Below are 12,338 nucleotides of genomic sequence, written 5' to 3' on the forward strand. Positions count from 1 at the left end.
CCGTCCGTCAATCCGCCCTGTGGATGGCCCTGACGACCTGGGCCTGATTGTAGGGCTTCGGCACGAATTGGCCGTGGTCGGGCACGTCCCGGTCGGCGAAGCGATGCCGCCCGGAGGTCAGCACCAGGCGGATGTCGGGCCAGGCCTGGTGGACGCGCTCGGACAGGGTCATCCCGCACATCGAGCCCGGCATGTCGACATCGGTGAACAGCACGCCGATGTCCGACCGCTCGTGCAGGATGAACCACGCCTCGTCCGCATGGCGCGCCTCGATCACCGCGAACCCGGCATCCTCGAGCAACGCGACGGCATTCATCCGCACGAGATCATCGTCTTCCACGACGAGGATGATGGATGCTTCAGGGGCGCGCTTCAGCGACATGGCCGGTCAACAGGCAAGGCCGCCATCGGTTGCACGGCCACGACGGCGATTGCGCATGTGTCGCGTCGGCATCCGTCCGTGACGGCGCGCATGCCGCGGCATGGAGCAAACGGGCCGGCGCCGGGTTTCCAGTCCCGTCGGTTGAAACCGGCCCTCCTGCCTCCCAGACCGAACAGAACGCACATGGTTGACGATCCTGCCTTGACCGGCGACGCGTGGACCCTCGCCAGCTTCACCGGCGCGATCCACCGGGGCGGGGTCGGCCTCTGGGCCTGGTCCCCGGAGCGTCGCCTGGCGCAGCTCGATGGCCTGTGCCGGACGTTCTGGGGGACCGCCGAATCCACCGTGGGCATCGACACCTTGTTCGCGCAGGTGAACCCGGAGGACCGGGACGCGATGATGCTGGACTGGGCGGCGAGCGCCACCGAGCCGCGTGCCTACGCGTTCGACTTCCGCATCGGCGCGGGGGCGGACGCCCGCTGGATCTCCGCCCGCGGTGTGGGCGGTGACGAGGGCCGGGTCGGGGAGTGGGTGCAGGCCATCTTCCTCGACATCACCGATCGCAAGCGCGCCGAGGAGGCCGAGCGGCTGCTGACCGCGGAACTGGCCCACCGCGTCTCGAACATGTTCACGGTCGCCAGGGCGCTGACCGCCATGGTCGCCCGGGAAGCCAAGTCGGCCCCGAGCTTCGCCGAGGACCTCTCCCGGCGGTTCGGAGTCCTGCACGAGGCAACGACCCTGGCGACGCGCCGGCACGGGTCGGACCACGGCAACGTCAAATTGCAGCAGCTCGCGCAGCGCATCCTGTCGCCCTACCGCCAGGGTGCCAACGTCACCATCGACATCGAGGAGGCCGCCGCTGTCGGCCCCGACCAGGTCAACGACTACGCCATGATCCTCCACGAACTCGCCACCAACTCGGCCAAGTACGGGGCGCTGTCCGGGGGCGGCCTGCTCACGGTGGCGGGACGCGTCGCGGATCGGACGTTGACCTTCACCTGGGACGAGGGCGCGGCCGCCCCCCCGGATGTCGAGGCCGAAGGCACCGGATTCGGCTCGCGCCTGCTCAAGCAGACCATCGAGCGCAGCCTCGGAGGCCGCTTCCGCCGGACCATCGACGCGGATGGCCTGCACTTCGAGATGGTCGTCCCGACCCGATAGCGGTGTGCCCCCTCCGGTCGAAGCCGACGGGGGCATGGACGGCACGGCCCGGAACGGCGCGGCTCTTGACCTGAACGGAGAGCAGGGCCTCGGTCAGGCCATGGCGGTCTCGTTCTCGTCCGCGGGCGTCCTCTCGGGTGAGGGTCCTACCGCGTCTCAGAACCCGTTTGCCCGCGCGGGTGCAGTCGCGTCACGGTTTCGACGGATGGGATTCCCCATCTTCGCCCTCATCCTGAGGGGTCGGAGCGCAGGGGAGGCCGCGAAGGAGCCCTCCCTCGCCGCCCGCTCCGCGGTCACCTCAGGATGCGGGCGAGGATCGGACGATCCATGTCGAACAGGCCCTGAGATCTGTTCCCCGTCGCAACGCGATCGGGGACGGCTCTAGGCGGGGATGCGGTCGATGCTGGCCGTATCCTCCTCCGCGACACCGTTCTCGCGGTGACGGAACGCGCTGAGGGCCTGGTAGACCTGAAGCCGCGCGCGCATCACGGACCCGAGGGGCCGGTGCGCCGCGAGGCTATGGGCCGGGCGGAAGGTCATGACCTCGTCGAAGTAGCGCACCCGGTCCGGCGCGTAGGCATCCTGCCGGGGCAGGCGCAGGGTCGCGACCGTGCGATACGGGCTGACCGCGACGGGCCAGTCGACCGAGGCGTCCTCGATGGGTTGGCGCTCGGCATCGGCCCAGAGCTGGGCCTTCAGCTCGAACACCACCGCCTGCTCCCGGAAGAACGCCACCGTGGCGTGACGGAAGCCGTCCGCGTCCTGATCGGGATCGAGCCGCCATTCGGACAGGGCGCGCTGGCTGTCCGTCGCCGGCAGGGCTCCGAGCTTGGCCACGTAGTCGCCGTAGCGGATCGGCGCCTGGCTGAAGTAGCTGTCCGCCAGGGGGTGGCTGTAGGGGTGGCCGAAGAAGTCGGCGAAGGCGCTGTCCGTCCCGAACGCGTGCAGCGTCCGGTTGAGGGTGCGCAGGGTCGAGGCCACCGCGCTCTTGACCCCCTCCGGCAGACCGGTCGCCTTGCCGATCACGGTGCCGTCGCGCAGGAAGCCGGCGGCCGTGCCCGAGGGAAAGGTGGTGCCGGTGGCGAGGACGAAGTCCTGGGTGTCGGCGGCGTGGCCGGGCAGCTTCTCGCCGGGCACGTCGAACACCTTGATCGCCATACCGCGGTGGGTCGAGACGCGGTCGCCGAGCGTCTCGCCCGGACCCTGCGCGAAGCGGACCGCGACCGGGTGCACGCCCGGCCTGGCGAACAGGCCCTGAGCCAGTTCGGGCGGCAGGCCGGGGGCGATCGTGAGCTCGCCCGTGACGCAGGCCGAACTCTTGGCGTGGCTGGCGCGCACCGCATGGTGCTCCCGGGCCTCGACCGTCTCGGATTGCCGCGTCATGCCCTGGATGATGCCGTCGATGGTCGCCTGCTCGTCCGGGGCGGGCGTCTCGATGCCAGGGGTGTATCGCAGGTAGGTCATTCTCAGCCTCGCTGGGTGAGAGGGCGGGGACGTGTCCCGCCCCCTTGGATCGATGGCCGGTTCACCCGGAGGCCGTTCCGGGCCGCGTCAGGCGCTGCGGGCCTGGGCGGGATGGCGGCCCTCGGCGAATTCCTCGACGATCTTCGCGCAGAAGGCCGGCAGATCCTTCGGGTTGCGGCTCGTGACGAGGCCCTGGTCGACGACGACCTCCGCATCGACCCAGGTGCCGCCCGCGTTGCGGATGTCGGTCTTCACGGTCGGGAAGGAGGTCAGCGTGCGCCCCTTCACCACCTCGGCCTCGATCAGCGTCCAGGGCCCGTGGCAGATGACGCCCACCGGTTTGCCCTGGGCGAAGAAGTCCCGGATGAAGGCGATGGCGGCCGCGCTGCCCCGGAGCTTGTCGGCGCCGACGCTGCCGCCGGGGATGACGAGCCCCTGGAAATCCGACGCCGCGACGGCCTCGACCGTCCGGTCGACCGGGTAGCGCCCGGCGGGGTCGAGGTCGTTGTTGACCGTCTCCGCCTCGCCGGCCTCCAGGCCAACGACCGTCACGGTCGCCCCGGCCTGCACCAGCGCGTCGCGCGGCTTCGTGAATTCAGGCTCCTCGGTCCCGCGCGGCGCGATCAGGATGGCGATCTTCCGGCCCTGCAATGTCATGGCGTATGTCCCGTGTTGATCGGTCGATTCGGACTGGTCGGGAGGGCGCTCGCTCCGCCGAAGCGGCGAGGCCCCTGGTTTCGCGTCATCTTTTTTCCGAAAGCCGGAACTCGCCTGTCGGGGTGATGCTCTAGCGGGTGAAGGCGGCCCAGGTTTTCCCGCCCCAGCTCCGTCCGGCCAGAGACGCGGCCGCCGGCTCCCGCGCCGACGGCATCATCGCGGCGGCGGTGGATACCAGGCCGGCCATGGCCCGGAGATCCTCCGGCTGCCGCGGGTCGCGCGCGAGCGCCGCGGCCTCGCGCTGGAGGCGAAGGTTGCAGCCTTTCGATGCGAGGCCGCCATCGGGGGTGCACGCGTCGTGGCGGGCGCAGGCCGCGTCGAGGGCATCCACCGGGGCGGCGGGCGCGTTGTTGCCCGGGCCGCAATAGTTGCCGTGTATCAGGGCCGCCCGCGGGTGCTCCCCCGCGGTCTGTGCGCCGGCCGGCCCTGCAAGGACGAAGGCGAGCGGCAACGCTGAAGCGAACCGATAGACCATTTTGGGCTTGCCCTCGGATGTCTAGCCACCCTGTGCTTGTGCACGCGGGGCTTCCACTGCGATTTCGGCGGGAGAAGCCTGGCCAACACCCTCCGGTTCCAGGCTGGTCGCAATGTCGCAACCGCCAACGCTTGCGAGATCCGGCCGGGCGTCCCGGAGGCAGGCCACCCGCATGGGGCCGCCGGGGCCCGTCGAATCTCCGCAATCACGGCGGCGCGATGCATGTTCATCAGGTCCAAATAAAAAATACACGGCGCATCGACTGCTGTTTTGAAGATCGCCGGCATCGGACATCTTGCCTGTTGCTGACCGATGGCCGGGAACGGAGCGCGGCGCGCGTCGTTCATCCCGGAACCACACCGATCCGGAGCCCCCGATCTTGCAAGCGCCCGTCCGCTACACCCCCCAGGTCGAACAGGTCGGCCCCGACGAGGACGCGACGATCGACGCGTTGAACGCGACGTTCGACGGGATCCTGCAGACCGTCGCCGATCATTCCGGCCATGCCGTCAGATCCGTGCATGCCAAGGCGCACGGCATCCTCGAAGGCGTGCTGACGATCGACGCGGACCTGCCCCCCGAACTTGCCCAGGGGCTGTTCGCCACGCCCGGCGCCCACAAGGTCTACCTGCGGATGTCGACCAATGCCGGGGATATCCTGCCCGACGCCGTCTCGCTTCCCCGCGGCCTCGCCCTGAAGGTGCTCGACGTGGCGGGCGAGCGCCTGCCGGGCGCCGAGGGCACGACCCAGAACTTCATCATGGTCAACGGGACGGTGTTCCAGGCGCCGAACGCCGCGAAGTTCCTCGGCAGCCTGAAGCTGCTCGCCGGCACCACCGACCGGGTCGAGGGCCTGAAGGTCGCCGCCTCCACGGTGCTGCGCGGGGTGAACAAGGCGCTCCATGCCGTCGGCATCGACAGCCCGACCGTCGGCGCGCTCGGCGGGGCCCCGAACGTCGACCCGCTGGGCGAGACCTATTACAGCGTCACGCCGTTCCGGTACGGCGACCACATCGCCAAGTTCTCGGTCGCCCCCGTCGCGCCGGCCCTGACCGCGCTGACCGGCACCGAGATCGACGCCTCCGGCCGCCCGAATGCGATCCGCGAGACGGTGCGGTCCGAGATGGCCGGCATCGCGGGCACCTGGGAGTTCCGCGTCCAGCTCTGCCGCGACCTCGAACGCCAGCCGGTGGAGGATCCGACCGTCGAATGGAAGCAGGACGAGGCGCCGTTCCAGCGGGTCGGGCTCATCCGGGTCGAGCCGCAGGACAGCTGGGACCCCAGCCGCGTCCAGGCGGTCGACGAGGAGATGCGCTTTAGCGTCTGGACCGGGCTCGCCGCGCACCGGCCGCTCGGCAACATCAACCGCGCCCGCAACGCCCCCTACCGGCACTCGGCCGCGTTCCGCCAGCGCTTCAACGGCTGCCCGATCCACGAGCCCGGCGCCGGGCGCTGAGGGCGTCGCAGTCCCGGACCGTGTCGACCCGCGGGACGCCCCGCGGTTCGGCCGGCGTTCACGCCGGCGGCGGCGCGAGGGTCAGGTCGAGCTGGGCGCTCGCGGTGTCGCGTCCCATCCTCCGGTCGAGGGCGCGCAGCACCGGTGTGACGGTGACGCCGTGCATCAGGATGGAGATCAGCACCGTGAGGCCGGCCGTGGCCCAGAGCAGATCCATCTGCTCGAACGCGGCATGCCCGAACGCGTAGGACAGGTAATAGACCGTCCCGAGCCCCCGGATGCCGAAGAAGCTCACGACCGCGCGGTCCCCGAGGGAGCGTCCGCTGCCGAGGAGGCCGATCCAGCCGCTCAGGGGCCGGACCAGCAGGAGCGCCGCCAGGGCGAACGCGGCTGCCGGCCAGGTCAGGGCGTGCAGCAACCCGCCGCCGACGAGCACCGCACCGAACCCGACGAGCAGCACCATCATCAGCAGGCGTTCGAGCTCCTCGGCATAGTCGTGCATCTTGCGATGGTAGTCGTGACCCCGGCTCGAGGCGCGCAGGGCGAGTGCGGCCGCGAACACGCCCACGAAGCCGTAGCCGTCGACGGCCTGGACGCAGCCATAGGCGATGCAGGTCACGCCCAGGGCGACGAACCCGTCCCCGGTCCGGGACAGCTTCGACAGGTTCGGCAGATGGAAGGTCAGCCAGCCCAGCGCCCGGCCGATCACCGCCCCGAGCATCGCGCCGACGGCGATCTTCCAGAGGACGTCGACGGCCAACCAGTGCGACCAGGACAGGCCGGCGAGGCCGCCGCCCCCGGCCAGCGCGAGGGCGAGGTTCACGAACGGGAAGGCGAGCCCGTCGTTGAGGCCGGCCTCGGAGGTCAGGGCGAAGCGCGGCTCGTCCTCGTGATCCTCGTCGGGATGGCCGACCTGGACGTCCGAGGCGAGCACCGGGTCGGTGGGGGCGAGCGAGGCGGCCAGCAGCAGCGCGGCGGCGGTGCCCAGCCCCAGCAGCGCCGTCCCCAGGGCCGTTAGGGCCAGGATGGTCAGCGGCATGCCGATGCCGAGCATGCGCCACGTGACCGCCCAGCGCCGCCAGCCGATCATGCGGTCGATCTTCAGGCCCGCCCCCATCAGCGAGATGACGACGACCGCCTCGGTGGCGTGCTCGATGAGCGCCAGGTGCAGGCCGGGATGGGGCGTGAGGTCGTATACCGTCGGGACGGTGGACAGGGCCGCGCCGAGGCCGACGCAGCAGATCGGCAGCGACAGGGGCAGCGCCCGGAGCACCATCGGCAGCCACGCGGTCAGCAGCACCAGCACACCGAACCCGGCGACGACGAGGACGTAGGGTTCCATGAAGGGGCAAAGACCTCCGGGCGCGCACGGTTTCCCGGAACGGCGCGCCCGCGACAAAAGCGGCGTCCGATACCGTCGACGGGGCGGGTGTCCGCGCGGGACCTGGGGCTACGAGCGGGCTTCGAGCGAGGCTACCGAATCGCCGTTCCAGACGATGCCGAACCCGGCCTCCGCCACGGCCTCCGTGACGACCGCCTTCCAGTCCGTGAGCGGACGGTCCTCCGCCCGGGCGAAGACGCGCTCGCAGATCCGGCCGACGCTGCCGACCGAGGCGGCGCCGCGCTCGGCCCAGTGCCGGTTCAGGGGGATCAGGGCGGCGTCGTAGAGCCGCGCCCGGGCGTCCATGGCGAGGAGATCCAGGCGCATGTCCTCGATCTCGGCGGGTCCGATCATCTCCAGGCTTCCCTCTGCTGGTGGCGGCGGGTCGATGCCTCTGAACGCGCGCCTACGGCAGGGCGCCGATCATGCCCTTGGCCTCGGTCATCGTGTTCTCGCAGGCGCGCTTGTCGCCCCGCCGGTCCTCCTCGCCCGCCCGCAGGATCAGGGTCCGCGCGATGACGACGTGGTCGGCCGTCGAGACGGTGTCGGGGTCGCTGGGCGCGTCGAGACGCGCCGCGGTCACCCCGCGCAGCGAGCCCGTCCGCAGGGTGTGCCCCGCCTGCAAGCCGGCGACCTGGACGGCGCCGGCGCTGTCGAGGCGGCGCGCGATGGTCCCGATCTGCTCGGCGCAGGAGGACGCCACGGCCGGAAGCGGCAGGGTCGCGAGGGTCAGGGCGGTGAGGCTGAGCACGAGGCGCATCGGGGTACTCTCGGAGAGCGGCCGCATCGCGGCGTCCCTCGACGAGGGGATGACCCGATGCCCTCCCTCACGCAGCGATGCGAGGGTAGCAGCCATCCAACGGTCCGGGACACATTATGTTGCATCGCAATAAAACGGCCCGGCGGCGCCCTCGGGATTCACCGGCGGTCAAATCCGAGCGGGGCCGACGGGATCACCCCTGCAGCCGACCGACCGTGCCGGCATGGTCGACCGGGCCGTGCTGGAGACCCCGCCAGCCGAGCCAGCCGGTATAGAGCCCGACCAGGACGATCAGCACCGCCGAGGCGTAGGGGGCCTGCCGGGCGAAGCGGCCGAGCCCGGGCCAGCGGCCGCCGATGTGCCGGACGCTCAGCGCCGCGATCACGCCGGCCGACACCATGGTGATCGCCAGCCCGATGCTGAAGCACACGACCAGCGCGAAGCCCAGGCTGAGCTGCTTCAGCTGGATGCAGAGCAGGAGGACCGTGATCGCGGCCGGGCACGGGATCAGGCCGCCGGTCAGGCCGAACAGCACGATCTGACCCGTCGTCACCGGGCGTCCGGAGAACCGCCGCCGGATATCCTCGGCATGGGCGCGGGCATGGGCATCGTCCGCCGCGCCCAGGTCCATCGGATCAGGGTCGTGGTCATGATCATGGTCGTGCTCCGCGAACGCGACCGCGTGGATCTCCGGGCCGGCCGATCCGACCAGCTTCAGCCGCGCCGTGAAGGCATGCGGCTCCGGGATCGCCTCCGTGCTCTCCAGAAACGCGCCTGCACGCGCGAAGGCGAAGGCCGTGCGGTCGCCGTCCGGTCGGACGGTCTCGAGGGTGACGTGCTGCGGCGGGGGCAGCACGCCCTTGATCCGGCTCAGGCGCCACCGGGGCGGCACGCCGTCCTCGAACACCTCCAGCCTGAACACGCCGTCACGGGCGGTGACGCGCGTCGCGTCGTCGGCGTGGGGGTGGTGATGCGCGTCGGACTGCGCCCGCCACGTCCGCCAGAGCATCCAGAGCGCGATGCCGATGATCAGGACGGCCGAGGCGAGCTGGAAGTACGGCTCGCCGGTCTCGCCGCCCCATTCCTGGCCGAGATATTGGCCGCCCAGCGCGATCACCCACACCACCGCCGTGTGCGAGAGGGTCGCGGCCAGCCCCAGCAGCACCGCCTGCAGGACCGTGCCCCGCACCGCGATGATGAACGCCGCCATCATCGTCTTGGCGTGGCCGGGTTCGAGCCCGTGCAGGGCGCCCAGCAGGATCGCGGTCGGCACGAACAGCCAGGCGTGCGCGGTCCCCTGCCGGAGCAGGTCGGTCAACGGCGTCATGGGGCAGGCCCCCGTTATTTGAGGTAGGTGCGGACCACCTCGATCAACTCGGCCGCACCGCGGGCGCGCTCCGCATCGGTCTCGGTGGCGGGGTTCACGACGTGATGGCGGATATGGTCCTCCATCAGCTCGGCGGTCAGGCCGTTGATGGCCCCACGCATCGAGGCGACGAGCATCAGCACGTCCGTGCAGCCGAGTTCGGCCTCCAGGGCGCGCTCGACCGCCTCCGCTTGGCCTTTGATCCGGCGCACGCGGGCGAGCAGCTTCGTCTTGTCCTTGAGCGTGTGTCCCATCGGCCGTCCTTCGAACCATGATATAGGGGGGTACCCTATCCGTGTCGAGTCCGAGTCCCGCGCGATGACGCACGGGATCCCGGACCGCCCCCCGTGGAAGCGGGCCGGCGGCCCCGTTCGGAGTGCCTCACGAAACGCCCGGTGCGCACCCCGGCGACGGCACGGCGTGGTCCCGCGGGCGGGGCCCGGCGCGACCGGCTTCGACCCGACGCCCGGTCAGGCCGGGATCGGGGCCTCCTCCGTCGTCACGTGAAACCCGACGAGTTCGTTGGGCCCGAAGGTCAGCGTGAGCGGGACATCGGCGGCGTCGCGCCCATAGGCGATGAGGATCCGGCCGATCCGCGAGCTGTTGTTCCGCGGATCGAAGGTGTGCCAACGGCCCCCGAGATAGACCTCCATCCAGGCCGCGAAATCGCCGGGCGCGTGCGGCAGCGGCAGGCCGATATCGCTGACATAGCCGTTGCAGTAGCGGGTCGGGATGTTGAGGCAGCGGCAGAAGGCGATCGCCAGATGGGCGTAATCGCGACAGACGCCCCGCTGCTCCTCGAAGACCTCGAAGGCCGTCCGGGTCGCCCGCGCATGCGCGTACCCGAAGGTGATCCGATCGTGGACATAGTCGCAGATCGCCTGCACGCGGCTCCAGCCGGGCGGGAGATGCCCGAACAGGTCCCAGGCGATGGACGAGAGGCGATCGGTCTCGCAGTAGCGGCTGCCGAGGAGGAACAGGATGCTGTCGGAGGGCAATTTCTCGATCGCGATCTCCGGCGCGTCGGGCTCCAGCTGATCGCCGCTGCCGTGGTCCCGCACGATCGTGTCGGTCTTGAGCGTGAAGCGCCCCGCCGGGGCGACCATCCGGTTGCACCAATTCCCGAAGCTGTCGCGATAGCCCTCCAGGGGAACCGCCGGGCTGGTGATCAGGTGATCGGGCTGTTCGAGATCGGAGAAGCGCGAGGCGTGAACGTTGAGCGTCGCGATGACGGGGGTGGGCTGCGAAAACGCATACGCCATCTCGCAGCCGACTTTTATGCGCATGAGCTCTGTCCTCCCGGGCGACCGTGAGATCGGCACCGGTCCCGCCGGCACGGCGAGCTTGGGCGCGCATCACGGCGATGACCCATGCAAATCCGGGGCAAACCGCCGGCAGTTGGACAACCGCGCGCGGTCACGACCCCGCAGCACGGCGCATGGGCGTCTCCGGCCCGATCCACTTCGAGGCGCCCCCCGACACGCCCGCAGGGCGGGCGGCCGGAGAGCGCCGGTCGGTTTTCGGCAGGTCAGAAATCCATGCCGCCCATTCCCCCCATGCCGCCGCCGGCGGGCATGGCGGGCGCCTCCTTGCGCGGCGCTTCGGCGATCATCGCCTCGGTGGTCACCAGCAGGCCGGCCACGGAGGCCGCACCCTGAAGGGCCGCCCGCACGACCTTGGCCGGGTCGACGATGCCGGCCTGGAGCATGTCGACATACTCCTCGGTCTGGGCGTTGAAGCCGTAGGTCTCCGAGGCATTGGCCAGGATCCGGCCGACCACGATCGAGCCCTCGACGCCCGAATTCTGGGCGATCTGACGGATCGGGGCCTCCAGGGCCTTCAGCACGATCTTGATGCCGGCCTGGACGTCGGGGTTTTCGTTCGAGAGCCCCTGAATGGCCGCCTTGGCGCGCAGCAGCGCCGTGCCGCCGCCGGGGACGATGCCCTCCTCGACCGCCGCGCGGGTGGCATGCAGCGCGTCGTCGACGCGGTCCTTCTTCTCCTTAACCTCGATCTCGGTCGAACCGCCGACGCGGATCACCGCGACGCCGCCCGCGAGCTTGGCCAGACGCTCCTGCAGCTTCTCCCGGTCGTAGTCCGAAGTGGTATCCTCAATCTGCGCCTTGATCTGCGAGATGCGGCCCTCGATGTCGGACTTCTCGCCGACGCCGTCGATGATCGTGGTGTTCTCCTTCTCGATGCGGACCCGCTTGGCGCGGCCGAGCATCGGCAGGGTCACGTTCTCGAGCTTGATCCCGAGATCCTCGGCGATCATCTGGCCCTTGGTCAGGATCGCGATGTCCTCGAGCATCGCCTTGCGGCGGTCGCCGAAGCCCGGCGCCTTCACGGCCGCGACCTTGAGGCCGCCGCGCAGCTTGTTGACCACGAGGGTGGCGAGCGCCTCGCCCTCGATGTCCTCGGCGATGATCAGCAGCGGCTTGCCGGTCTGGACCACAGCCTCGAGCACCGGCAGCATCGCCTGGAGCGACGAGAGCTTCTTCTCGTGGATGAGGATGTACGGGTCCTCGAGGTCGGCGACCATCTTCTCCGCGTTCGTGATGAAGTACGGGGAGAGATAGCCGCGGTCGAACTGCATGCCCTCGACGACGTCGAGCTCGGTCTCGGCGGTCTTGGCCTCCTCGACCGTGATCACGCCCTCGTTGCCGACCTTCTGCATGGCGTGGGCGATCATCCCGCCGATCTCCGTATCGCCGTTGGCCGAGATCGTGCCGACCTGGGCGATCTCCTCGGACGAGGCGACCTTGCGGGAGCGGCCCGCGATATCCTTCACGACCGCGGCCACAGCCAGATCGATGCCGCGCTTCAGGTCCATCGGGTTCATGCCGGCGGCGACGTACTTCACGCCCTCGCGCACGATGGAGGCCGCGAGAACGGTCGCGGTGGTGGTGCCGTCACCGGCGGTGTCGCTCGACTTCGAGGCGACCTCGCGGACCATCTGGGCGCCCATATTCTCGAACTTGTCGACGAGCTCGATCTCCTTGGCGACGGTGACGCCGTCCTTGGTGATGCGCGGAGCGCCGAAACTCTTCTCGATCACGACGTTGCGGCCCTTGGGGCCCAGCGTCACCTTCACCGCGCTGGCGAGCAGCTCGACACCGCGCAGCATCTTCTCACGGGCATCGACCGAAAAGCGAACGTCTTTGGCGGACATGGTG

Annotated in this window: 13 protein-coding genes; 2 read left to right on the top strand and 11 right to left on the bottom strand. The window is 70.3% G+C overall.

Annotated features, from left to right (window positions below; genetic code table 11):
- Positions 1 to 7: 7 nt before the first annotated feature.
- The gene (locus AC3IF3_RS23130) at positions 8 to 382 is read right to left on the bottom strand and encodes a response regulator (RefSeq protein ID WP_243970181.1); all 375 of its coding nucleotides are present in this window, start codon (positions 380 to 382) and stop codon (positions 8 to 10) included.
- Between the two features lie 183 nt (positions 383 to 565).
- Here AC3IF3_RS23130 and AC3IF3_RS23135 point away from each other — a divergent pair, with 183 nt between their 5' ends.
- Entirely contained in the window at positions 566 to 1,543 is a 978-nt protein-coding gene (locus tag AC3IF3_RS23135) for a sensor histidine kinase (protein WP_489230487.1), read from the top strand.
- A 381-nt stretch (positions 1,544 to 1,924) separates the two neighbouring features.
- Here AC3IF3_RS23135 and AC3IF3_RS23140 read toward each other — a convergent pair whose 3' ends face one another.
- From AC3IF3_RS23140 to AC3IF3_RS23150, 3 genes are all read right to left on the bottom strand, one after another.
- The gene (locus AC3IF3_RS23140) at positions 1,925 to 3,007 is read right to left on the bottom strand and encodes a catalase family protein (RefSeq protein ID WP_489230488.1); all 1,083 of its coding nucleotides are present in this window, start codon (positions 3,005 to 3,007) and stop codon (positions 1,925 to 1,927) included.
- A gap of 87 nt (positions 3,008 to 3,094) precedes the next feature.
- Positions 3,095 to 3,664, bottom strand: coding sequence for a type 1 glutamine amidotransferase domain-containing protein (locus AC3IF3_RS23145; protein WP_489230489.1), 570 nt, complete (start codon positions 3,662 to 3,664; stop codon positions 3,095 to 3,097).
- A 130-nt stretch (positions 3,665 to 3,794) separates the two neighbouring features.
- On the bottom strand, positions 3,795 to 4,199 hold the full coding sequence (locus AC3IF3_RS23150; RefSeq protein WP_489230490.1) for a phospholipase A2 family protein: 405 nt from the start codon (positions 4,197 to 4,199) through the stop codon (positions 3,795 to 3,797).
- Positions 4,200 to 4,578: 379 nt separating this feature from the next.
- On the opposite strand from AC3IF3_RS23150, the gene AC3IF3_RS23155 reads away from it, so the two are divergent.
- Entirely contained in the window at positions 4,579 to 5,655 is a 1,077-nt protein-coding gene (locus AC3IF3_RS23155; protein ID WP_489230491.1) for a catalase family protein, read from the top strand.
- Positions 5,656 to 5,713: 58 nt separating this feature from the next.
- Here AC3IF3_RS23155 and AC3IF3_RS23160 read toward each other — a convergent pair whose 3' ends face one another.
- The 7 genes from AC3IF3_RS23160 to groL form a co-directional block, all read right to left on the bottom strand.
- Positions 5,714 to 6,997, bottom strand: a complete 1,284-nt coding sequence (locus AC3IF3_RS23160; protein WP_489230492.1) for a cation:proton antiporter — start codon at positions 6,995 to 6,997, stop codon at positions 5,714 to 5,716.
- A 108-nt stretch (positions 6,998 to 7,105) separates the two neighbouring features.
- A complete protein-coding gene (locus AC3IF3_RS23165) occupies positions 7,106 to 7,390 on the bottom strand; it encodes a hypothetical protein (RefSeq protein ID WP_243970168.1) in 285 nt (94 codons plus the stop codon).
- 52 nt (positions 7,391 to 7,442) lie between these two features.
- Complete coding sequence (locus AC3IF3_RS23170) at positions 7,443 to 7,823, bottom strand: hypothetical protein (protein ID WP_489230493.1); 381 nt, start codon at positions 7,821 to 7,823, stop codon at positions 7,443 to 7,445.
- Positions 7,824 to 7,989: 166 nt separating this feature from the next.
- Positions 7,990 to 9,123, bottom strand: coding sequence for a nickel/cobalt efflux transporter (locus AC3IF3_RS23175; RefSeq protein WP_489230494.1), 1,134 nt, complete (start codon positions 9,121 to 9,123; stop codon positions 7,990 to 7,992).
- Between the two features lie 14 nt (positions 9,124 to 9,137).
- Entirely contained in the window at positions 9,138 to 9,416 is a 279-nt protein-coding gene (locus tag AC3IF3_RS23180) for a metal/formaldehyde-sensitive transcriptional repressor (RefSeq protein ID WP_243970162.1), read from the bottom strand.
- 216 nt (positions 9,417 to 9,632) lie between these two features.
- Positions 9,633 to 10,448 (bottom strand): transglutaminase-like domain-containing protein, encoded by an 816-nt coding sequence (locus AC3IF3_RS23185; RefSeq protein WP_243970160.1) that lies wholly within the window; start codon positions 10,446 to 10,448, stop codon positions 9,633 to 9,635.
- Between the two features lie 242 nt (positions 10,449 to 10,690).
- Positions 10,691 to 12,334 (bottom strand): chaperonin GroEL, encoded by a 1,644-nt coding sequence (groL, locus tag AC3IF3_RS23190; protein ID WP_489230495.1) that lies wholly within the window; start codon positions 12,332 to 12,334, stop codon positions 10,691 to 10,693.
- Between the last annotated feature and the right edge of the window lie 4 nt (positions 12,335 to 12,338).

Source organism: Methylobacterium sp. J-118, from assembly GCF_057836565.1.